The organism is Glaciimonas sp. CA11.2 (assembly GCF_034314045.1).
Taxonomy (GTDB): Bacteria; Pseudomonadota; Gammaproteobacteria; order Burkholderiales; family Burkholderiaceae_D; genus Glaciimonas.
Map to the genome: position 1 here is coordinate 3,730,464 of NZ_JAVIWL010000001.1, position 23,676 is coordinate 3,754,139.

Annotated in this window: 18 protein-coding genes and 1 pseudogene; 5 read left to right on the forward strand and 14 right to left on the reverse strand. The window is 50.3% G+C overall.

Annotated elements, in window-relative coordinates; translation table 11 throughout:
- Positions 1 to 201: 201 nt before the first annotated feature.
- The 7 genes from RGU75_RS16155 to RGU75_RS16185 form a co-directional block, all read right to left on the reverse strand.
- The gene (locus RGU75_RS16155; protein WP_322237704.1) at positions 202 to 831 is read right to left on the reverse strand and encodes a TetR/AcrR family transcriptional regulator; all 630 of its coding nucleotides are present in this window, start codon (positions 829 to 831) and stop codon (positions 202 to 204) included.
- Positions 832 to 948: 117 nt separating this feature from the next.
- Positions 949 to 1,827: an acyl-CoA thioesterase gene (locus RGU75_RS16160; RefSeq protein ID WP_322237707.1), complete on the reverse strand. Its 879-nt coding sequence runs from the start codon at positions 1,825 to 1,827 to the stop codon at positions 949 to 951.
- Positions 1,828 to 1,978: 151 nt separating this feature from the next.
- On the reverse strand, positions 1,979 to 2,797 hold the full coding sequence (locus RGU75_RS16165) for an oxepin-CoA hydrolase, alternative type (protein WP_322237709.1): 819 nt from the start codon (positions 2,795 to 2,797) through the stop codon (positions 1,979 to 1,981).
- Positions 2,794 to 3,936 carry an acyl-CoA dehydrogenase gene (locus RGU75_RS16170; RefSeq protein ID WP_322237712.1) on the reverse strand — a complete coding sequence of 381 codons (1,143 nt, stop codon included), beginning with the start codon at positions 3,934 to 3,936 and terminating at the stop codon, positions 2,794 to 2,796. The genes RGU75_RS16165 and RGU75_RS16170 overlap by 4 nt, the downstream gene beginning before the upstream one ends.
- 8 nt (positions 3,937 to 3,944) lie before the next feature.
- Positions 3,945 to 5,141, reverse strand: coding sequence for an acyl-CoA dehydrogenase family protein (locus RGU75_RS16175; RefSeq protein WP_322237714.1), 1,197 nt, complete (start codon positions 5,139 to 5,141; stop codon positions 3,945 to 3,947).
- A gap of 13 nt (positions 5,142 to 5,154) precedes the next feature.
- Positions 5,155 to 6,336 carry an acetyl-CoA C-acyltransferase gene (locus tag RGU75_RS16180; RefSeq protein WP_322240578.1) on the reverse strand — a complete coding sequence of 394 codons (1,182 nt, stop codon included), beginning with the start codon at positions 6,334 to 6,336 and terminating at the stop codon, positions 5,155 to 5,157.
- 30 nt (positions 6,337 to 6,366) lie between these two features.
- Complete coding sequence (locus tag RGU75_RS16185) at positions 6,367 to 8,487, reverse strand: 3-hydroxyacyl-CoA dehydrogenase NAD-binding domain-containing protein (RefSeq protein WP_322237716.1); 2,121 nt, start codon at positions 8,485 to 8,487, stop codon at positions 6,367 to 6,369.
- Positions 8,488 to 9,054: 567 nt separating this feature from the next.
- On the opposite strand from RGU75_RS16185, the gene RGU75_RS16190 reads away from it, so the two are divergent.
- Together RGU75_RS16190 and RGU75_RS16195 are read left to right on the forward strand one after the other, a co-directional pair.
- Complete coding sequence (locus RGU75_RS16190) at positions 9,055 to 9,354, forward strand: hypothetical protein (RefSeq protein WP_322237719.1); 300 nt, start codon at positions 9,055 to 9,057, stop codon at positions 9,352 to 9,354.
- A gap of 267 nt (positions 9,355 to 9,621) precedes the next feature.
- Entirely contained in the window at positions 9,622 to 10,317 is a 696-nt protein-coding gene (locus RGU75_RS16195; RefSeq protein WP_322240580.1) for an IS6 family transposase, read from the forward strand.
- On the opposite strand, the gene RGU75_RS16200 is transcribed toward RGU75_RS16195, so the two are convergent.
- Entirely contained in the window at positions 10,300 to 10,602 is a 303-nt protein-coding gene (locus RGU75_RS16200) for a hypothetical protein (protein ID WP_322237721.1), read from the reverse strand. The two genes, RGU75_RS16195 and RGU75_RS16200, sit on opposite strands and share 18 nt — an antisense overlap.
- Positions 10,603 to 10,872: 270 nt before the next feature.
- Between RGU75_RS16200 and RGU75_RS16205 the strand changes: the two genes are divergently transcribed.
- Positions 10,873 to 11,409: a PEP-CTERM sorting domain-containing protein gene (locus tag RGU75_RS16205; RefSeq protein ID WP_322237723.1), complete on the forward strand. Its 537-nt coding sequence runs from the start codon at positions 10,873 to 10,875 to the stop codon at positions 11,407 to 11,409.
- Between the two features lie 10 nt (positions 11,410 to 11,419).
- Here RGU75_RS16205 and RGU75_RS16210 read toward each other — a convergent pair whose 3' ends face one another.
- Positions 11,420 to 12,850 (reverse strand): ISKra4 family transposase, encoded by a 1,431-nt coding sequence (locus RGU75_RS16210; protein WP_322237725.1) that lies wholly within the window; start codon positions 12,848 to 12,850, stop codon positions 11,420 to 11,422.
- 364 nt (positions 12,851 to 13,214) lie between these two features.
- Here RGU75_RS16210 and xsc point away from each other — a divergent pair, with 364 nt between their 5' ends.
- Positions 13,215 to 15,035, forward strand: coding sequence for a sulfoacetaldehyde acetyltransferase (gene xsc, locus RGU75_RS16215; protein ID WP_322237728.1), 1,821 nt, complete (start codon positions 13,215 to 13,217; stop codon positions 15,033 to 15,035).
- A 283-nt stretch (positions 15,036 to 15,318) separates the two neighbouring features.
- On the forward strand, positions 15,319 to 16,332 hold the full coding sequence (pta, locus tag RGU75_RS16220; RefSeq protein ID WP_322237730.1) for a phosphate acetyltransferase: 1,014 nt from the start codon (positions 15,319 to 15,321) through the stop codon (positions 16,330 to 16,332).
- Positions 16,333 to 16,617: 285 nt separating this feature from the next.
- Here the strand turns inward: pta and RGU75_RS16225 are convergent, their stop codons facing one another.
- The 5 genes and pseudogenes from RGU75_RS16225 to RGU75_RS16245 form a co-directional block, all read right to left on the reverse strand.
- Entirely contained in the window at positions 16,618 to 16,935 is a 318-nt protein-coding gene (locus tag RGU75_RS16225) for a sensor histidine kinase (RefSeq protein ID WP_322240582.1), read from the reverse strand.
- 117 nt (positions 16,936 to 17,052) lie between these two features.
- Positions 17,053 to 17,520 (reverse strand): annotated as a pseudogene (locus tag RGU75_RS16230) (PAS domain-containing protein); the annotation flags it as partial.
- Positions 17,521 to 17,550: 30 nt separating this feature from the next.
- Positions 17,551 to 18,387 carry a hypothetical protein gene (locus tag RGU75_RS16235; RefSeq protein WP_322237733.1) on the reverse strand — a complete coding sequence of 279 codons (837 nt, stop codon included), beginning with the start codon at positions 18,385 to 18,387 and terminating at the stop codon, positions 17,551 to 17,553.
- Between the two features lie 1,415 nt (positions 18,388 to 19,802).
- The gene (locus RGU75_RS16240; RefSeq protein WP_322237735.1) at positions 19,803 to 21,125 is read right to left on the reverse strand and encodes a sensor domain-containing diguanylate cyclase; all 1,323 of its coding nucleotides are present in this window, start codon (positions 21,123 to 21,125) and stop codon (positions 19,803 to 19,805) included.
- A gap of 889 nt (positions 21,126 to 22,014) precedes the next feature.
- On the reverse strand, positions 22,015 to 23,499 hold the full coding sequence (locus RGU75_RS16245; protein ID WP_322237738.1) for an amino acid permease: 1,485 nt from the start codon (positions 23,497 to 23,499) through the stop codon (positions 22,015 to 22,017).
- Positions 23,500 to 23,676 lie beyond the last annotated feature (177 nt).

Below are 23,676 nucleotides of genomic sequence, written 5' to 3' on the forward strand. Positions count from 1 at the left end.
TCTCTGCGGTCGCCTTTTTTTTGGTTACTTTATTTTGGCGAAGCAAAAAAAAGTAACTAGCTGTCGGGCTACCCCCGACCAGCACCCACGGAGCGTTAACAGTGTTTAGTAACGACGACCGTATTTATTAACTGTCGGACCAACCCCAATTAGCACGAACCCCGTCGAGTACCACCAAATAACCAATTTTCAAATCAACATTCAAATATCAACACCCACCGATATCCCATTAAACGCAAAATCAAGATAACTATCCGTCACCTCACGCAACGTCATCTTCCCCTCAGGAGAATACCAACGATTAATCTGATTAAAACTAGACAAAAGATAGCGCGCCAATAAAGCCTCATCCACACGACGCAAGTCCTTATTCTCCATTGCCTCCCGAAGGCATTCGCGCAAAATACCCTCATATTTGTCACGCAACTCCAGCGCCATCAAACGCTTATCACCCGTTTGAACGCGAAAAGAGTTAGAACCAGCCATAAAGTGAGAAGGATGCGCCTCATAAAAATCCATCGAAGCATAAAAAAACGCTTTAATCCGACTCAATGCGGTCGATTCTTTTTCGATGGCCGCGCCAACATCAGCGATCAAATGTTGAAGCCCCTCAATCACCACCTTCTTATATAACGCATCCTTATCCGGAAAGTGATAATAAAGTGCCGCTTTAGTGATGCCAGCTGCCTCCGCAATATCACGTAAAGATGTGCGGTCATAGCCATGCTCTCCGAAAAGCCGCCGTGCTATATCCAGGATCTGATCTGCGCGGGTTTGTGGCAGGCCCTCTTGTATGGCGCTCGATGTAGTTCTGCCCGATTGCGTGGCCATATAGTATAAGTTCCGATCAGGAAAAGAAAAATTATCGCCAATTCATTGACAACATACAAGTAGATAAACAATAAGATCGAATTATCCTATTTGTTGTAAGCGATCAACCGATCAATATTATGATGGCTTCACCCCTTGGTGAGGTCGATTCAAACGGATTAGCCCTTCCTGCGCCACCGTGGCAACCATACCACCCTGATGATCATAAACATGCGCAATATTCAGGCCCCGACCACCAGATGCGTTCGGACTTGCCATCGAAAACAATAACCAGTCATCCAAACGGAAAGGGCGATGGAACCAGATTGTATGATCCAGACTGGCGGCTTGCAGGTCGGCGTCATAAGGTGCAATACCATGGGGTTTCAGTGCGGTCCATATTAAGCCGTAGTCAGAAATATAGGTTAGCAGAGTTTCATGCGTCAAACGCGTATGCGGCAAACGATTGGGCGTGCGTGCCCATATTTTTTGATGCGGCGCATGGGTAAACGGCGCACCAAAGCAGTCATCGTCCTCACACCGAAAATCCACCGGTGCAGGGAAGACGGTGCTGGTATCGCCGTTCGGATGATGTCTCCAATGGGGAGAATGCGGTTGCATCCGCTCCGGGATTGCGAGCGACGTGTTGCGTTGATGGTGTGACATACCGTCCTCTTCTTTCTGAAAAGAAAGCGAAATGTGGCATATCTCGCGGCTGCCCTGAAAGGCCACTACGCGCCGGCTGCTGAAGCTACCGCCATCGCGTACCCGATCAACCTGATATTCAATCGTGAGGCGAGAGTCCCCGGGGGATGTAAACATCGCATGCAGCGAAACAGGTCTGCGATGATCGACGGTGTGGGCGGCAGCGTGCAATCCCTGCGCTAAAATCTGACCACCAAACGTTCTCGGATTGCCTTTAAAGTGACTGTTGCCAAGATAACGGTCAACATCAATCCGCTTGACCTGCAATAAATCAATGACTTCATCAGTATTATATAAAGCGTCGTTCAACATGCTTATTAGCACTCCATCCATCATGCGCTGATTGGCAAAATCCTGACTTTGCGTCTTCCTTTTCTTCTGTGTTTATCAGAATACTGAGTGGACCTGCGTGATTATGTGGGTGATCATCGCGATTTTGTGTCTGCCAGGAAGTGGTGCTGGGTTAATCTTTATTCGGTTTCCCGCGCAATGTAACAAAATCGGGCGACCGTTTGGCAAAGAAAGCAGCTATCCCTTCAGTTGCCTCGTCATCGCCTTGCGACGCCACCATCAGTTGCGCCTCCAACGACAGTTGCGATGCCAGATCATTGCTATGAGCGCTCAGGCACGCAGTCTTGATTCGCGCATTGGCACGCATCGGACCATCGGCAACGCGTGCGGCCAGCGCTATGGCTTCCGTTAGTGCGACGCCTTTTTCGGTAAGCCGGTTGACAGCACCCATGGCATGCAGACGTTCGCCGGATAGTCGCTCGCCCGTCAGACATAGTTCGGTCAGTATCTGGCGTGACACAAACTCTGCCAAAAAGGCCGTAGCACCACCATCCGGTGTCAGTCCTACCTTGACGTAAGCCAGCGAGAAGACGGCGGTACGCGTCGTCACCAGCATGTCACAGGCTAGGGCGATCGACAGGCCTGCGCCAGCTGCGCCGCCTTCCACTGCGGCGATTACCGGCTTGTCGCAATGGCGAATCGCAAGGATCAACCCACTCAGTTTCTCAAGCCACTCGCGCCGTACCGTTGGGGCCAGCGCACGTCGCTGCGCTAGCTGTTTAAGGTCACCACCGGAACAGAAAAAATCTCCAGCACCTGTGAGCACAATCGCACCGACTGTCGGATCAACTGCCGCCGCAGCCAGCGCCGCTGGCAATGCAGTGTATAAGTCTGCTGTGATGGCATTGCGGGCAGTCGGATTATTATTGATCAGGATGCGGACGGCACCTTCCTGGCGAATTAACACAGCTTCATTTATACGGCTACTCATACGGCCACCTGCTGACCAAACGCAATGAAGCGTTGCAGATGATGATCCTCATCACCTAACTGGTGATCAATCATCACTAGCCGTTTGGCATAATGGGCCAGCGGTAATTCCCAGGTCATCCCAATGCCGCCGTGCATCTGGATACTCTCTTCTGCCACCAATGTGCCAATGCGACCAATACTGACTTTAGCGGCAGATAGCGCACGTTCACGGGTTACCCGGTCGGCATCAAGTGCCGCCGCGGCATTGATCACTGCCGAGCGCGCTTGTTCAATCTCCAGTAACAAGTCTGCCATGCGATGTTGCAACGCCTGAAAGCTACCGATGAAGACACCGAACTGTTTGCGTGTGCGGAGGTAGTCGAGTGTGGCCGATTTGGCAGCTTCCATCGCACCGAGCGCCTCGGCACACAACGCCAATACACCGCGTCCGATTACACGCTCCAGCGTAGCGTATGCCTGGTTTTCTGTGCCTAGCAAGGCATCGTTATCGAGCGTTACCGCGTTTAAGCAAAGCTCAGCGATGCGGCCACCGTCGATAGTGGGGCAGTCGCGTACAGTGAGTCCCGGTGTCTTTGCCGGTAACAAAAAGAGCGAGATTCCGGACGTATCATCGACTGCTCCTGCCGTACGTGCAGACACAACAAATAAATCACTCTGTGCGCCGTACAACACCACCGCTTTGGTACCGGTTAGTGTCCAGCCTTCGGCGTTTCTTTTTGCGTGTGTTTGTACCCGCGCCATCTCATAGTGCGTATCGGGTTCTTCATGCGCAAGCGCGACGATGGCGTCACCACTGATGATGTCCGATAACGCCGCTTTCTGTTTTGGCGTGCCAACAGCGGCGATGGCGTCACCAGCAAGCATCGCGCAGCCCAGCAGCGGTTCAATCACCAAGCCGCGACCAATCGCCTCAAAGACCACCGCAATGTCATATCCTGTGCCGCCGAAGCCGCCGTCATTTTCATGAAACAAGGCACCAATGACGCCTATTTCTGCCAGTTGCTTCCATACTTTTTGACTAAAGCCATGCGGCGATGTAGTGATGTGGTCGCGTGTCTCAAAAGTGTATTCCGCAGCGAGGAAGCGCTGCAGGCTGTCGGCGAGCATGCGCCGTTCTTCAGTGTGTTCGAAATGCATGTGTGCCTTCACAGTCCAAGAATCATCTTTGAGATAATATTTTTCTGGATCTCGTTAGCGCCGCCAAAAATCGAGAGCTTCCGGTTATTGAAATATTGCGCTGCGGCGCTTGATGCGCCGTCCGGTCCAACTGGCTGCTGATCAAAATCATCGTATAGCGCTTCCTTGATAAACGGTCGCGCATAAGGACCCATTGCGCGACGTGTTAACGCAGCTATTTCTTGACGAATTTCGGTGCCGCGGATTTTTAGCATTGAACTTTCTGCACCCGGTGCGCCACCGCCAGCCACCCCTGCGATCACGCGCAAGTTGGTGGTTTTCATGTTTTCCAGATCTATCTCGACGCGTGCCAGACGAGCGGCAAATAAAGGATCTTCGGCCAACGGTCGACCATGGCGCGTTTGTTGTGCTGCAATACTTTTCAGTCTGTTCAATGCCGCAACGGAAAAGCCTACGCCAGCGATATTGGTACGTTCATAGGTCAACAGATACTTGGCGCAGGTCCATCCCTTGTTTTCTTCTCCGACCAGATTAGCAATCGGTACACGGACGTCGGTGAAGAACACCTCGTTGACCTCGTGTTCGCCGTCGAGCGTCATAATGGGACGCACTTCGACGCCCGGTGTTTTCAACTCAATTAACAGAAAACTGATACCTTCCTGTTTCTTGGCTTCTCGATTGGTGCGTACCAGACAGAAGATCATATCGGCATGTTGCGCGAGCGTAGTCCAGGTTTTTTGACCGTTGACGACATAGTGCTCGCCATCACGCACCGCCGTTGTTTTCACCGCGGCAAGGTCGGAACCGGCTCCCGGTTCTGAATAGCCCTGACACCACCAGTCGGTCCCATTTAAGATGCGCGGCAGCCAGTACTGTTTTTGCGCCAGGTTGCCATATTTGATCAGTACCGGCCCTAGCATGTTAACGCCGAAGGGCAAAATACGTGGTGCATTCGCAAGCCAGCACTCATGCTCAAAGATGAACTTCTCCATCGTGCTCCAGCCCGGACCGCCATATTCTGCGGGCCAATGATTTGCTAACCAGCCTTGTGCGTTGAGGATGGCGTGCCATTCCTGCATGTCGGCTTTGGAGATATGCTTGCCCTCGGCAACCTTGTGGGATAGGCGGACTGGTAGTTTGTCTGCCAGAAATGTGCGTACTTCTTTACGGAAGGTTTCTTCTTCAGCGCTAAAGTTAAGATCCATGTCGATTGTCCTCTTAATAGATTTCGAACAGTCCGGCTGCGCCCATCCCGCCAGCGATACACATCGTGACGACCGCGTATTTTGCGCCACGTCGCTTGCCCTCAATTAACACATGCCCAGCCAGACGCGCACCGGTCATGCCAAACGGATGGCCGATAGAGATGGCACCGCCGTTGACGTTAAGCCGCTCGTCAGGAATGCCAAGTCGTTGCTGGCAATAGATCGACTGCGAAGCAAAGGCCTCATTGAGTTCCCATAGATCGATATCATCAATCTTCAGACCATAACGCGCAAGTAATTTTGGTATTGCAAAAACGGGACCAATTCCCATTTCGTCAGGTTCACAACCAGCAATTGCCAATCCACGGAAAGCCCCTAGCGGCTGGAGATTGGCGCGTTCTGCTTGTTTGGCATCCATCATCACACAGGCGGATGCACCATCCGATAATTGCGATGCATTGCCAGCGGTGACATACTTGTCGGCTCCCATCACTGGCGCGAGCTTTGCCAGTCCGGCATAGGTTGTGCCGCGCCGGTTACAGGTGTCGCTACCGACTGTTACTTCTTTCCTGGAGATAACACCCGTCTCTTTATCAGTGATAGCCATGGTAGTCGTGCAGGCAATGATCTCGTGAAGGTAGCGTCCGGCGAGTTGGGCTTCTTCGGTCTTGCGCTGACTCTCTGCCGAAAAGCGGTCTTGCGCCTCACGGCTGATACCATAGCGTGCGGCTACCATATCTGCTGTGTCAATCATTGCCATATAGAGGTCAGGTTTGTGCTGTGTGATCCAAGGATCCATTCCACTATCGCCATCCTCACGCGTACGAATTTGTGAAATACTCTCAACACCACCGGCAATCATGGCGGAAACGCCATCAACCACAATACGTCCAGCCGCCATGGCGATTGCTTGTAAACCAGAGGCGCAGAAACGGTTCACAGTCGTACCGCCAATCGTGAGTGGCAGACCAGCACGGATGATCGCTTGACGTGCTACGTTGCGGCCCGCAGTACCTTCGGGATAGCCGCAACCCAGAATCGCATCCTCAATCAACGCTGGATCAATGCCAGCGCGCTCTACCGCCGCGCGAACTGCAAAGGCGGCGAGAGCCGGGCCTGACGTGATGTTGAATTCACCGCGATGGGCTTTGGTCAGGGGTGTACGGGCGGTTGAAATAATAACGGCTTCGCGCATCATATATTTTCTTAATGAAAGTGAATGTACTTATTCGGACAGATTCAAGCTGGCAAAATTGGTGCCGCGTTCAACCAGCTCAACCAGCAATGGTGACGGCTGCCAGAACAATGGATCGTCCTTGGCGAACGCACGGATATCGGCCAGCACTTGTGGCAATCCCAGCGTGTCGGCATAGTGCATGGGACCACCGCGATAGCGCGGAAAACCATAGCCGTAAAGAAAGGTAACATCCACATCAAGCGGTCGTAACGCGATGCCCTGATGCACAACATTTGCGCCTTCGTTGATCATTGCCGCCATGTAACGTCGGATAATTTCATCGTCAGTGAAACGACGCGGTGTGATACCGGCACGTTGACGTTCAGAGTCAATAATCGCCTCAACTTCGTGGTCAGGTTTTCCTGTGCGGGTCCCGGCAGCATAGAGATAATAGCCCCGTCCGGTCTTTTGTCCGAACCAGCCGTTTTCGCACAATCGGTCTGCGATGCGCACGTAACGTGCCTCTGGATTGCGTGTCGCGGCACGGCGTTGTCGGGTCGCCCAACCAATGTCCCCGCCAGCCAGATCGGATACTTCAAATGGCCCCATCGGATAGCCGAAATCGCGTAATGCTTTGTCAATCTGGTAAGGCGATGCGCCATCTTCCATCATATGGTCAGCGGCTTGACGATAGACCGCCAGAATCCTGTTACCGATAAATCCGTCGCACACGCCTGCGCGGACCGGCACCTTGCGGAGTATTTTGGCAAGTGCAAATGCGGTCGCCACAACATCTGGAGAAACCTTTTTTGGCACCACGATCTCAAGCAACTTCATGATGTTGGCAGGGGAGAAGAAATGCAATCCGATCACATCGGAGGGACGCGAGATGCTGGCGGCGATCTCTTCAATGTCGAGATAGGACGTGTTGGTCGCCAGCACCGCACCCGCCTTACATACTCGGTCAAGTTCGGCAAATACGACTTTTTTAACAGCCATGTCCTCGAACACAGCCTCAATGACCAGATCGACGCCTGCTAATGTGGCGTAAGAAGTGCTGCCAGACCAGCGCGCCATCAATGTTGCCTTACCATCCGGTGTCAAACGACCCTTAGCGACTAATCCGTCGTAGACTTTTTGAACATGCAGGCGACCGCGTTCCAGCGCTGCGTCGTCACGTTCTATCATGATCACGGGTAGCCCAGAGTCGAGCAATGCCACCGCAATACCTGCGCCCATCGTACCGCCGCCTATGATGCCGACATGCGTGAGAGTGCGCGGCGTCGCATTCCGCATTTCTGGTAACTTGAGAACTTCACGATCAGCGAAGAACGCATGGATCAGGCCAGCACGCTGCGGACTGGCGTGGCATTCTCGGGATAGTTCGCGCTCGCGTCGCAGGCCTTCTTCAAATGGCAGATTGCGTGCAGCATCAACAGCGTCGACTATTTTAAGAGGAGAGAAAAGGCCACGAGGTTGATGTGTGATTGCAATGCGTGCAGCGTCGATTACCTGTTGACTGTCTGGTTGATCTGTCAGCGCTGCCGCATCGCGGGTACGGCGCAAAGGGGCAGAATGGGTGAGCAGATACTGCACATATTCCAGGCCCTCGGCCAGCACGTCGTTAGTGCGTCCGATGCGGTCGATCAAGCCCAGCGTAACTGCTTCATCAACGCCTAAATGGCGTCCGCTAAGCATCAGATCCAAAGCTGCTTTCGCGCCTATCAGGCGAGGGATGCGTTGTGTGCCGCCAGCACCCGGCAGCAAGCCGAGCAATACTTCGGGAAGCCCCAGTTTGGCACCCGGCATGGCAAGTCGGTAATGCGCGGATAGTGCAACTTCCAGTCCTCCGCCCAGTGCCGCACCATGGATCGCTACCACCACCAGTTTATGACTGGTTTCGATCTGATTGCAGACATCGGTTAATGCTGGCGGCAACGGTGGCGCACCAAATTCCCGGATATCTGCACCGGCGATAAAATGTCGGCCAGCGCCGATAATCAGCACTGCTTTTACCGCGTCGTCTTCGGCCGCGGCGTCAATGGCTGCAAGAAGGCTACGGCGCACGTCGACGCCCAGTGCATTGACTGGAGGATTGTCGATGGTGACCAGAAGGATGTTGCCATGTAATTGACGGGTGACGACTTCTGTCGGTTTGCCGAAGCGCATAGCGAAATATCTCCAGAGGAATGAATAACGCTTCGCACAGCAAAGCATTGCTTCGTAATAAAAAATTAAACTGAACGTTACCTTGTTTTTCCTGTGAATGAGCAAGAGGAGGGTACTTATCACATTCAAGTAAAATTTTTAACTCTGGGGCAAATAGCTGAAGCAGTCTGGGTATCTGGCTTTTTATCATGCAGACTCAACTTCCAACTTCACAATCAAGACTTCACAAACGGCGTCATCCTGTTTTATACTCTTACCTGTCCCTGATAAAGAGGGGAACTGGTTTGACAGCCTGACATACCTACAGTGCACAAACGGCGCAATGCCGTTTTTTTGCATACGTTCACCCGTGTTGCGCATTCTTTGGGCGGCAGTGGTGGGGAGGCTTCGGCCTGCCGGTTGCTGTAGGTATCGGTCTGTCAACCCTGCTATTTGCCGCTCACCCCGTTTGACAGCGGGGCGCGGTTTAACCGCCACCTACGGAAGTCACAACATGCCTCGTATTACTACGCTTTATTTTACTGCGCCTCATCTATCACGACTACAAATTAACGCGGTGAGGCAATCATGAGCAAACCAACAAAGCCCGTGCCTCCGCCCGTGACAGACGCATTTCATCAGCCGTTTTCATGGCTGCCGTCCCATCATCAAACGAATGAGCACGCCCAGTTTTATGCCATGACGGTAGATATCTGCCAAGGCATCAAGACGTGTATTGATTTGGCCCATTTGAGCAACTCGGATAGAAATACCGATACAGCGCCGACGCTAGCTATTGTTGACACGGAGCGCTTGCTACGTCTCGCACTGATGTCAGCTCACATGTTGGCCGAAATAGCTGCGACGCGGATTGATCGACTCGATTAACGCGGTAATGTTTACCGCCTTTGCGTGAAAATAAGATGAGATAGATGAGATAGATGAGATAGCCGCGTTGTTTAATCGGTCGAAGACTTAAGTTTTAATGGTTCAGTCTCGTACCAATACATAGCAATACAGCAACATATATAACGGGGACTGTTAAAAAGGGGTTTTGTCGCAATAACGTCATTAGTTTAGAATTTGTGTTTTGACAGACGACAAATATTGGCAATGAACCTATCTGTAATATCTGGTAACGGGCTGATTCCCGAAATGACAAAGGCATTGAAACGATTGCATTATCCGTTGGAAATAATGTTGATGCGCGTGCGTTGGTATATTGCGTATCCATTGAGCCTGCGCCATCTGGAACAGATGATGGCTGAGCGCAGCATCGAAGTGGATCATTCGACAGTGCATCGGTGGGCGCTCAAACTGTTGCCGATATTTGAGAAAAAATTTCGCAAACTGAAGCGCCGAGTGGGTGCCAGCTGGCGTATGGATGAAACCTATATCAAGGTCAAAGGTAACTGGAAATATCTGTATCGTGCGGTAGACAAAGACGGTCAAACTGTTGATTCTCTATTGACAGCAAAGCGCGATAAGCAAGCCGCTATGCGCTTCTTTCGCAAAGCCATGCTTGACAATGGCATTCCTGAAAAAGTGGTGATGGACAAGAGCGGTGCCAATAAAGCAGCCATTGATACGATCAACATCAGCCATGGAAATACCATCATCGTGCGCCAGGTAAAGTATCTCAACAACATCGTTGAACAAGATCACCGCGCTGTTAAACGCATCACCAAACCGATGATGGGATTCAAATCTTTTCGGGCTGCTAAAATCATACTTGCTGGTATTGAGATCATGCACATGATACGCAAAGGACAACTAATGCACAGTGGCTTCCAGAAAATAACAGCAGCGCAACAATTTTATGCACTCGTTGGATCAGGCCGTCCAGTATAAGGGCGGGCAGACCATCCACGGCTTCACTTCAGCTTTTTTCCTTAACGCGACACAACCAGTTCGCGACCAATGGCGCAAATGAGATGTCATTCGCCGACCAATTTTATGCGCTGGCAGGACAAGTCCGTCCAGTTTGAGGGGCAGTTCCATGCTTGGAAAATTTCGTTTTTTGCCAAACAACGCGACGAAGCCAAGAATAAAGACAATCAAAAACCAGTGTCGGATATCTTTACACTCCCCCTCATTTGTGATGTGAGAAAGGTCGTTTTCTTCTGGATCGTCCAAATTTTTCGTTAATAAACAGCTGCTTACCGGAGAGAATTTTTTTGGGTACGGATATTGCTTTAATGACTAATGCCACTTGATGGATGCAGTGTGGGACATTTTACAATTCCATCGTTTTACTCCCTTGTGACTTGCGCTGCGCATGCGCGGTTGGGGTGAGGAAAAAGTCCCCTGTAAGCGGGTTACCGCTATTGCAGTGGTGTAGACAACTCAGTGCGGTGCAATGCCCTTTATTTATACCCACCAATTTTTTCTTCCGGAGCCAATATAATGCATGTCACTGTCCGCCTTTTCCTCTTATCGACGATTGTTGCCGTTACTTTTGCTGGTACTGCGCGCGCCGACGTCCTTTACACTTATACCGGTAATAATTTTACCAGCGCCACTGCACCTTATACGACTTCTGACAAAGTGTCTGGCGTATTGACGTTTGCACAAGCACTCGGGCCGAATTATTCCTATCAGCAAGTTTTTCCAGAAGCATACAGCTTCACGGGTGGCGTCACGGGCGATTCCATCACTAATTATAACCATACGTCAGGAGGGTTTTACGCGACCACAGATGGGAATGGTGATATCGCCGGTTGGTACATTGGTGTTGAGGCGGGCAGCGCCTTCTTGCAATCCCAGCACACCCTCTATGATGGTGCCCAGTTCGATCATTTTTCCATTAATAACAGCCAAAAAGGAGAAGTTCAAAACAATGAGGGTCATTGGACCGTGGCCGTTCCGGAGCCGGAATCGATTGCGTTACTTGGCTTAGGTCTATTAGGGTTGATCGCAGCGCGACGCAAGTCGAAAACCTGATCTGGGACTGTTAAAAAGGTTGGGGTTCTTGCGCCGCCCCCCGCCGTAAAAGTTCAAGGAATCGGCTTATGTGCTCCGGCAGTTCACTCTTTTTCTTGTAATAAGCGGCAAGTTTCGCCGGAAGATCGTCATTGATCACCGCACACCGTACTTGTGCGAGCAAATGTGCCCCGCGGGTTGTCCACCTCATCTGTTGGCGCTTGCACATTCTGGCATTGATGATTTGGTTGACGGCAGATTCTGCCATCGCTGTCGAAATCGGCTTGTTTGCTTTTTGTCGCTTTGCATAGGTGACAAGTGAAGTCTTGTCGCCTTCGATGTATGCCCAAAGATCTCGCAATCTATAGTCCAGATGACGCATGCTTTCTTCAAAGGCAGGCGTTTCTGCGACGATGATTCGGCACAACACAAGCGCCTGTCGGATTTTATCCTTAGCTTTCTCAAAGCGGGCATGCCAAAAGCACCATCGCAGTTTTGTCATCTCTCGATGCAGAAGATTCTTTGTATGCGTTTCTGTCTCGGACCATGCCTGCATACCTTGCGAGATTTGCTCCAGATTTCGGATGCGCATAGAGAGAGGGAACCAGTCCAGGATGGGCGTTACGGGAAACGGCAGCTGACGATGTATGCTCTGGACGCTATTGCCGCCATCCGTAATCACACAAACTTTTGGAGACCTGGTTCCTGCACATGTTTGAAGCAATGCGGCAAATTTGTCTGCAATTGACGGAACTTCGCTACGCACACAGGCGAAAACCCGAGGCTTCACCCCTGAAGCAGCAAGACGTCCCGTCAGTATCTCGAACGAGGCCGGCCGTACCTTCTCTCGTCCTCGCACGAATCCGCCGTCGACTGCGATTGACCACTCCGTGTCCGGTGATAGTGCTTCGCCAGGTGCCAATTCAATAGCGTCTATCCTTGCCCCGACCCGTAATGTCCTATTCCGTACTGTCACATGATTCAGCTTTTCGGTCCCGGGCAAGAATTCTTTCATCATCACAACGACCTGCCGGTATGGCATCTGCGCGGCCAGTCTTGACTGCAGCAGGAGCAGGTTCGGTACAGCACGTTCCGGTATGATTTGCGATAACGGGCTAAACAGAACCTCCAAATAGAAGGGCGGTTCGCATGGACATGACATGAGTCTGGGGCTACGAACGCTGACGGTACCGAATACGGTATCAATCGTGAGTCGCCGGTAGTCCTTCAGTTGCGTCTGTCGTTGACAATGACTACACACGCGTCGTATTTCGCAGTACTCATCCGCTTGCGCCGGAATCACTACTTGCTGTAACCCGGAGAGCAGTTGCTTGCCGTCGGCAAGCGATAATCCAATCGACTCTGGATCGGGTAGCTGGACAGGGCGGTCAAATCGCGCCACTTCGATTATTGTGGTTTCGCCCCAATCCGTCACCAGCTCAGCCCGAACGACGATCTTCATACTGCTCTCCCCAGAGTTGCTTACTCACCCCTCATTTCCAACACCCGAACACTCTGCTCATCATGATTATAGGCAATTATCCCCATATTTTTAACAGTCCCATATAACGCCACAGCCTATTTTAAGAATAGGTCTGTGGCGTTTTTCTTTGTGTTCAGAGTAAGTGTTTCTCTGTGGTCAGTTAGCGCTCGATCAAGAGTAATTCTAATTTACAATACAATTTGTATCGATAATTAGATAAATGAGTTGACATTCGATTTGTGAGGTCTTAAAGTTCAATTAATATTAAATATTGGAACTTATAGTACCAATTTATATAATCAACTGATAATGGAACGCACATCAACTCACAAGAGAGACTTTTATGACCGATCAAATATCCCTGGCTAACCGGAAGGTGACGGTTGGCTTACAGAAGATGACCCCGTCCGAAGCGATGGTGGAAACACTGGTTGCCAATGGCGTCACTGATATGTTCGGGATCATGGGCTCGGCCTTTATGGACGCGATGGACATATTTGCGCCTGCCGGTATTCGCCTCATTCCCGTGGTGCACGAGCAAGGTGGCGGTCATATGGCCGACGGTTATGCGCGTGTGTCCGGTCGTCACGGTGTGGTGATTGGTCAAAATGGTCCCGGCATCAGCAATTGCGTCACCGCCATTGCCGCGGCATTCTGGGCACATAGTCCGGTGGTCATCATCACACCAGAAACCGGCACTATGGGCATGGGACTGGGCGGCTTTCAGGAAGCCAACCAGTTACCGATGTTTGAAGAGTTCACCAAATATCAGGGACATGTGACCAATCCGGCCCGCATGGCCGAGTTCACCGGACGCTGCTTTGACCGTGCCATGTCAGAGATGGGACCGACCCAGTTGAATATCCCGCGGGACTATTTCTACGGTGAAATTCAGGCCGAGATTCCATTGCCAAGTCGCCTGGACCGTGGTCCTGGCGGCGAGAAGAGTCTTGACGAAGCCGTTGCATTGCTGGCGAACGCCAGATTTCCGGTCATCATTTCCGGTGGCGGCGTGGTCATGGCCGATGCCATTGAAGAATGCAAGGCACTGGCTGAACGTCTGGGCGCACCGGTCGTCAATAGCTATCTCCATAACGACTCGTTCCCGGCCAGTCATCCATTGTGGACCGGACCGCTCGGCTATCAGGGTTCCAAGGCTGCCATGAAGTTGATGGCGCAGGCAGATGTGGTGATTGCACTCGGTACCCGGCTCGGGCCTTTCGGTACCTTGCCGCAGCACGGCATGGACTATTGGCCAAAAACTGCCAAGATCATCCAGATCGATGCCGACCATAAGATGCTGGGATTGGTCAAGAAGATCTCGGTCGGTATCTGCGGTGATGCCAAGGCAGCGGCAATTGCGCTGACCCAACGTCTGACTGGCAAAACGCTGGCGTGCGACGCGACGCTTGCCGCACGCGCTGCCACGATCAAGTCCGAGAAGGACGCCTGGGAAGCCGAACTCAGTGACTGGACCCATGAAAGAGATGCATTTAGTCTCGACATGATCGCAGAACAAAAGAAAGAAAAAACCCCGTTCGGCGGCACATATCTGCATCCCCGTCAGGTCTTGCGCGAACTGGAAAAAGCCATGCCCGAAGACGTCATGGTATCGACCGATATCGGCAACATCAATTCGGTGGCGAATAGCTATCTGCGTTTTGAGAAGCCGCGCAGTTTCTTTGCGGCGATGAGCTTTGGTAATTGCGGCTACGCCTTCCCAACCATCATCGGGGCCAAGGTCGCTGCACCCCATCGTCCGGCGGTGTCGTATGCCGGTGATGGCGCGTGGGGCATGAGCCTGATGGAGACCATGACCTGTGTGCGTCACAATATTCCGGTCACGGCGGTGGTATTCCACAATCGTCAATGGGGCGCAGAGAAGAAAAATCAGGTCGACTTCTATAACCGTCGCTTTGTCGCCGGTGAACTGGAGAACCAAAGCTTTGCCGCCATCGCAATCGCGATGGGTGCCGAAGGGATCGTTGTCGACAATCTGGAAGACGTCGGACCGGCACTGAAAAAAGCCATAGCCATGCAAATGAACGAAGGCAAAACCACCATCATCGAGATCATGTGTACGCGTGAACTGGGTGACCCGTTCCGACGCGATGCATTGAGCAAGCCAGTGCGGTTGCTGGAAAAATATAAAGATTACGTTTGATTGCTTTACGCATAATTTATCAGCGGATATTGTCGGTAAGTATTATTAGTAAATATTATTAGTAAATATTATTGGTAAATATTATCAGCGAATATTATTAGTAAAAATTTGAAGTAGTAATCGTCGGTCTACAACTCTTCCGGGAAATGTGATTGCAGGGCCCAAGTGCAGATTGTACTGAGTGGCCCAGCATTTTTTTCAGTCAAAGGTTAATCTCTTTTTTTGCCAGAGCAGGTGGACAGCCTGAACGATTTTCCAGCAATCCATTTCGGAGAAAATACGTATGAAAGCACTACACCGCATCATCGAGCAGGCGGGTATTTGCCCTAAAAAAATGGTGTTATGCGAAGGCGATGATCCACGCGTGCTACACGCAGCGGCGCGCGCCAGCAGCGAAGGTGTCGCAGAAATCATCATAGTAGGAGAGCGGGCCAGGATCAATGCATTGGCTGACGCTGAGGGCGTTGATCTAAGCCAGATTAATTTAATTGATCCTGCAGATTCTGCCTATAGTGAAACTTTTGCCGAAGAATTATTTTCCTTACGAAAAGGTAAGGGCATGACTTTGGAGCAAGCCAGGATCAATGTACTGGACCCGCTCTGCTACGCTAACCTTATGGTGCGGCTTGGCTATGCTGACGGTTCTGTTGCCGGGGCCGTTCGTACCACCGCTGATGTGGTGCGCAATGCTATCCAGATTATCGGCATACGAAAGCCGTTTAAGCTGGTGTCGAGTTTCTTCCTGATGATGCTTTGTGAGCCATTTCACTCATTTAAAGGAGGTATCATCTTTTCCGATTGCGCTTTGGTGGTGGACCCAAGTGCGGAGGAATTGTCGGAGATCGCGATGGCGGCAGCCGACAGCGCACGTCAACTATTGATGGAAGAACCGCGAGTAGCCATGCTGTCGTTCTCAACCAGTGGCAGCGCGCACCACATCTCGGTCGATAAAGTCACCGCAGCGACCAAACGGGTGAAGGAGCTTAGACCAGGGTTGGCAATTGATGGCGATGTACAACTTGACGCAGCGCTTGTAGCTGAAATTTCCGAGCGCAAAGTCAAGGGATCGGAAGTCAAGGGTAAGGCGAATGTTCTGATTTTTCCCAATCTGGACGCCGGTAACATTGGCTACAAGATGGCCGAACGCGTTGGCGGTGCGGTCGCAATCGGCCCGTTGCTACAAGGGTTGAAAAAACCAGCGAATGACCTTTCACGCGGTTGCAGTATGGATGATATTTTTAACGTCATTGTCGTCACCGTGGTGCAGGCACAAACGGAAACGCATCAAGCAGAATAGTCGCCAGAAACCCCGTTAGAAGTATGACTTTTTAGGCACTCCGTATAAATGATAAGGTTGTGTCGCATTGGTCGAGATCAGCAAAGCAATCAAGTAGGCGGCGATGATGTATGCGGTCGACCTGTGGTCCATACTAAAATGGTATTGTAAGACAGTAGTCTGGGATGACCGTCGGGACGACCGGCAGCTGGGTTCCAGCGTCTTGCAGCACTTCTATCAGACGCTTGAGCGCAATAACAGAGTCGGAAGTTATGAAGGTTTCTGTCAATCAAAGCTGACGTTTTTTTATTCTGGCAATGACTGATCGAGGGGCAGGCGCAATCTCACGGTCGTACCCATTCCAGATACTCCTCTAACGTTAAGTTGCGCCCCGAAATACCGGGTACGCTCGTGCATGCCAAGTATGCCCCAAGCTTCACCGCTCAATAACTGTCCCGTTTCAATGCCTTTGCCACCATCCTTGATTTCGACCAGGATAATATTTTTGTGGCGTAAGATACGAATCATTATCTTTGACGCCTCCGCGTGGCGTACCACGTTGGTTATTGCTTCCTGCACTATCCGAAACAACATGATGCTGCGCTCGGCATCAAGTGTGACCATCGCTGCACGTTTGCTAATAGCAAAATTACATTGCAGTCCGGAGCGCTCCTGAATTTGCTCTGCGTACCATTCCAGCGCTACCCAAATACCTAGGTCGTCTATTACGCTTGGTCGCAGGTCGGCGATGACCCGGCGCACTGTTTCCATCGCGGCATCAGCCATGCAAGTGACATGAACCAGCAGCGGCTCGGGAGCGTGCCCTGCGCTGACGGCGCGCTCTATCGACACGTAGACATAAGCCTTGATACCGGTCAGCATACTGCCCAGTTCATCGTGGATCTCGCGGGCGATGCGCTTGCGCTCATCTTCCTTTGCTCTTGCCTGATGATCAACCAGATTCCGTAGCTCCGTCCGTGAATCCTGCAATGCTAACTCCGCCTCCTTACGCTCGGTGATATCCGTGAGTGCTCCCACCATGCGTACCGGTCTCCCGTTAGCATCAAGCGTCGATTGTCCCCTGGATCTGACCCACCGTAATTTTCCAGATATCGTGACGACACGGAACTCGGTTTCATAAATGGAATTGGTATGCAAAGCTTTCTTCATGCCTGCACGTACGTGAGGTCGATGTTTTGGCTCGATATATCTGGAAAAATATTTTTCGCTGCGTACCGCTTAATCACTGCCTTCTTCTAGTATTTCCATCAAACGAGGCGAATAGTAGACACGCTTACCGAGAATATCCCAGTCCCACAATCCATCGCTGGTGCCACGCATGGCAAGTCGGAGGCGCTCTTCATTGATTCTGAGTACATTTTGAAATTCATCGTTTTTTCTAAGAATGGAAATTGAAATAAAACAGCCACAACTCATTAAGAACGATGCAATAATCAACGTTGCTAGCAGCAAAATATGCTGTATTTTGCGTGAGGCCTCTCCAAATTTGGATGAAAACTTCTCCTCTAGTGGATTCAGAAGGGCGTTGATATGCAGAATGCGCGCTAGACTGGATCGCAAAGAATCCTCGTCATTATTACCCGACGTAATTTTAACGTGAAGCAGAGTGGCTTCAACGCTGAGTGCATTGATGTAACGGTCGCCTTCAGCCCAAATCGCAATTATCTCGCTGATGTAGTGGACCTTCCGAAAATTGCGGAAAAGACAGATCATGCCGTCGATGTCGTCCGGATGGTTGCGCCCTGCAAGAAATCCTGCACGCGCCGCATCAAGATCGAGAACCGGTTGCTCCAACGCTAACCTGGCATCGCGATCACCCAATGGCGCTGCGATGGCCCTCAGAAACCTTTGATAGTCACCGTCGTTATGTGAGATGACATATTGATTCAGGTATAACACCGCCTCTTTCTGGTTTTTTGAATATAGCCCCTCCCCACCTACATAAGCGCGGACTGCTGACATGATATCCATACTGAAATATCCCAACCCAACCAGCAAGGCCGTCGTAGCCATTAACGGCCAAAGCACTTTTAACCAGCGCCAGTTAATATCCATTTTCCGGGCTCCTGAGCCGACACATACAAGAAGCGTGGAATAAAACCTGGTCCGATAAAATAACTACGATTCTTCGCGAAACCGGTATTTGGCTGTGCCGATGCGTTGCCAAATTTTCATACTTCATTCCAAGTTGACGTATTGCGAGCGTTTGTGTTTGCTCAACCGAAGAATTTTTGTAATGCATGTCGTGGTCTCTGATCTGCTCAAGATTACGGTAGTTCAACCGGCCTCAAGCGCTTGAGGGCTATATAGCTGGCCTTGGCGGTTGTCTCAAGGAGTCAAATCTTGTACAGACATCGTAATGTGAAGGGCTCGATAACAACGCATCGTCCGCACTATGGTCCGATACAGATTCGCAGGGTGACGCTAGGACTACACGAACCGGACCAACGCGAATGGTAAGTCGCAGTTGGGGGCGGGGTGGTGCAACAAGTGAATTTGCACCAGACGCGAACATCTTCGTTGCTTCGTCAAAAGTCCATCGCTATACCTGTGGGCTTTACATTTAACACCGCTGCTTACCAATTCAAAACTGTACACTTTAGCGTTCATTTGTTATGTCTTATTTTTAAATTGAACGCTTAAAGCATTCTCGGATAGGGGAATACGTTATGTGAATTGGGTATTCAGGTGAGCTTCATTATGCCTGCAATAAATGTCGAATTTCTGTAATTAGTGGAGTTGAGTGCTATTTTGGTTGAGTTATTTTGGTCGATGGCTTAAGTATCAGTCAATTTGGTCCATGCATACCTGCCGTGCTCGTAAAGTCGTCGCGTTTACACCGCATGGTTTGCATTTTTAATAGAATGTCTCCCTCGGTTGCAGACCAAGCGTATCCGGCGATGCCAACTAATTGCAGAAATCATGACGTTATTTGTATCAAACTAATTGGGATCGAGATGATCCCGATCAACTTACGGCCAAAGTTAGTGACGTTTTCTAAATGAGAATGAATCAATGCGATAGCGAACCCGTCATCAGCCATTCGCGCAGCAATATCTGGGCACGAATCGCATTTTTGATTGGTATTGAAACGGTACGTAAAAGCGCATCTTCTTAGGCTTGACCATAACTTTGGTTGACGTGTTAGAAGCCGTCCAAGTCAATATACAATACCGCCAGCTCAGTATTATCTCGTCGGAGCAGCGATTATTGTTGAATGAGAGCATGGTGGAAGCCGGTATGGCATCTCCGGGTCACAATGTCACTAAATGAGTAAGCCGTTTGCAAGGGTTGCCTCGTAGCGGGCAATGCAGTATCACTGTAATTTGGTGCACCACATTGTAATAGCGTCGGCGTATGTAGCGTGGCCAGACCAAAATCACCTCAATCGGAAGCGCAGTAATCTACTCGATTGTTATGATGGCCTTGACTAATGCGACGCAATCAATACGGGGAACCCGAGGGTAATCTCAGGATCTCCAGATTTTCACCGTATTGCGCCCAGAATGTTTTGCCTCATAAAGCGCTTTATCCGCACGATCAAGCAGTGCATCAAATCCGCTAACTGAGGCTTCCATCGTACTAATACCGATGCTAATGGTGTACTTTATTTCAACGCCATCAGCATTCACGGTTGCAGCTTCAACATTGTTGCGAAAACGCTCCGCCAATTGGGTTGCACCATCTAAACCCGTTGAAGGAAGCAGGACGGCGAATTCCTCACCACCGATACGTGCCACCGTATCGATGTCGCGCATTGTGTTCTTCAGCGTTGTGGCTAAATGACACAACACCAGGTCTCCGACCCTATGTCCATAGGTGTCATTTACTTTTTTGAAGAAGTCTGCGTCAATAACCATAAATGATAGCGGCCGCGGATGCCGATGCCAGCGCCTGAACTCCAGTTCCGCTGCTTCGAAAAGCGTACGTCTATTTGCTATACCCGTCAGATAGTCGCTAGATATCGCCATCAAGCGCGTCCCCGCTTCTCGATTGCGATTAGTAATATCACGCATGATTAAGGCGTAGCTAAGTCCTTGGTTCTCCGATAAAACCTTGGTCCCGTCAATCTCTGCCGCAACGTCATCGATGGGAACAATCATACTACTGCTCCAGAACTGGGTGCCGTCTGCTTTTAAGCGCCAGCCTTCAGTCAGACTCCAGCCGTCCTCGTCAGCCTCCTTCAAGTAATCGATTATCCGTTCTGGCGAAATTCCGTCTTCTTTGTAAAGCATAGAGAACGATTTTCCAACGATATCTGCTTTTTTATATTTTAGAACCCGTCCTATGCTTGGATTCCATTCCAGTATGTTTCCGTTCTGATCCAAACTCATCAACGCATAATCTGTCACGCCTGCAGTGATCGCGTTCAACCAGGCAGTGTTGTACTTCAACTGTCGCTCTTGCGCGATCGCTAGCGTCAAATCGGTAAGCACCGCCATCATGCGTTTCTCATCCACTTTGATGAGGCTTATTCCCAGCATTTTTGGATCTTGTTTACCTCGAATACCCGCGGTCAGCTGAGCACGCAAACCATCGCAAATTGTCCCTTGCGAGGTGGGGAAATCCGCGGTCATGCGTCGGAGTTCCGGTGCAACCGATTCCAGAACCTGGAATAGATTGGAAAGGCCCCCGTCTTGAGATAGCGGCATTAAAAGTTGAGCGGAAAGGGGATTCATCAGCTCCACTTCGCCCCCGAGGCTAATTTGAATTAACCCGACCGGAGCGAGGTAAAAAAACTGCAACAGAGCCTCGTGCTCTGCGGCAAGATCTTGCATGTCTTGAGGGCTCATGACGATCGCTGCAGGAGGATAAATCGCATTTTCAAGTCTGGACGGGCGTGTAGCCGTAGTTTTATCCGAACATGGCGTATGCGTAGAGTGAGTACATCATTTTTCGGCCTCGCAATCATGGAAATAAGTGCTTCCAGATCAAATTTAAGGGCGTTTATTTCAAGCATGTAACCTCCTCAGTTTTAAGTAAGCACGCGTAAAATAATGCGAAAATATCTGCTTAAATGCAATTAAAGTGTGGTTGCCAGAATGAAACTGTTGCCAATTTACTGAATGCTAGCCTCACCAGGACTGGGTAACGTCAATGACATTACGCACATCGCTGTGAGGAGTTCGTGAAACACAGATGAGATCGCCAAATGCGGTTGTAGCTATAAGTGTTGGATCAAGGAAGAATAAGGAATTATTTTGCAATCTTGATAATAACGTAGAATTAACGCAAAGCTATATAAAGTTTTATAGGTAGTATGCACACCATCTATATCATTTTCTCCCAATGGCATTGAGACGCACACCATCCATATTGAGGGTTAGGCCGGATTTCGACCATCTGACAACCTGACATCTCATCTGAGCCCGCCATCATAGGTTGTACTGTATGCATCATGTACATCTGTTCAATGCCCCACTAGGCGGTTTTAGCTGAGCGAAAAGATTTGAAGTCGGGCATTGGTAACGTCACGCGCTTAATGGCAAGTTTGTCTTGTTCCACGACGATGTTGCTATATTTGACGTGACGAATCTATTGGTTAATGTCTCTTCGCGTGGGCGCAGAGCTTAAGCAAAAAAGTTACTTCCTGTCGGGTCACCCCGATCAGCATGCGCGGCGCAGCGGCCGTCTCAGCTACCCACTTAATCGAACGATATTGGCAATACTGGCAATGCCCGATTACCTGACTGCAAATGAAGGTGGTTTTAATAAATCGCTTGCGATTTCAAGGGCCGGGCCGGCCTCTTTGATAACCTTAGAAGTCTCTAACGGAGGCTTTTTATCGCCACCAAACCGCTGTTTAACAAGGTATATCACCACCAGCAAAGCCAAACTACCCAGACCGAACCAAAGCGACAAGCGTTGTTCCGGATCAGGTGAAAATCCCATCGAGCCCAAAATCACCAACATGGCGAAAATCGCAAAATAAGTAAGGTAAGGAAAGCACCACATGCGTACTTTGATCCGCTCTGGATGATCACGATCCAGGCGCGCACGAATGCGTAGTTGCGAGATAGCAATGAGCAGATAGACAAACAAAATGAACGTCCCGTAAGAATTGACGATAAATGGGAATACTAGGTCTGCGGAAATATAGGACACTCCAATTGCCGCATAAGCAAACAGCGTGCTGAACAGAATGGCGCGGACGGGCACGCCGTTTTTGCTTAGTTTTACCAACGCCGTTGGTGCATCGCCACGACGCGTTAATGCAAAAATCATACGTGAGGATGCGTACAGGCTGGAGTTTAGTGCCGATAGAACAGCGGTCAAAATAATGCCGTTCATGATATCAGCGGCATAGGGAATGCCCATTCCTTCCAATGCACTGACAAACGGGGTGCCAATTTGAGGTGAATCCCAGGGAACAATACATACGACCAAAAACAAGGAGCCTACATAAAACAGCAGCACGCGTGAAATCACCGAATTGGTAGCGCGTGCGACAGCTTTTGCCGGATCAGCGGTTTCTGCTGCGGCAATGGTAACGATTTCAGCGCCGGAATAAAATGCTGTTGCGGCAACAGCGCCGCTGAGTACCGGTCCCCAACCATTTGGCATGAACCCGCCGTGGCTTAGAAAATGTCCCAGGCTTGCCGGGGTGTGGTGCAAGATACCAGTTAGGAACAAGCCGCCTAAGGTTAAAAAAATGATGATCGCGACGACCTTAATGGAAGCGAACCAAAATTCAAACTCGCCGAATGATTTTACCGAAATCAAATTTAATAAAGTCATCGACACCAGCAACACCAGACTGATGATCCAGGGAGCAATATCGGGTAACCAGAAATTGATCAGCTTGGCACCCGCGATTGCCTCCAACGCGACGACTACCACCCAAAAGTACCAGTACATCCATCCGCTCATAAAGCCCAAAAATTGGGAAATGTTAGGCCGATCTTCAAAAGCGAGCCGGGCATATTCGTAAAACGAGCCAACTGTCGGCAACGATGATGCCATCTCGCCCAGCATGCGCATAATCAGAATAATCAAACCACCTGTCAAAAGAAATGACAGGATCACTGCGGGTCCGGCAGATTTTGCGACTACACCGCTGCCAACAAATAACCCGGCGCCAATCACGCCACCCAACGCAATCATCGTCATATGACGTTGTTTGAGTGTGTGCTGTAAACCAGTACAACCATCCAAATCGGTAATCATTTCAGTCTCGTCTCCGTTAGTTATAAGGGCTAATTTTTATTTTTTTTACCCACTAATTTTTAAACTTCAATTTTTACAAAAAAATCCAAATGCAGTTCGATACGAAAAGGCTAATCGTTATTATTTGTAGCTATGTGACTGCTCATCAGACGTCTGCAGATCATTCTCTGCAATTGG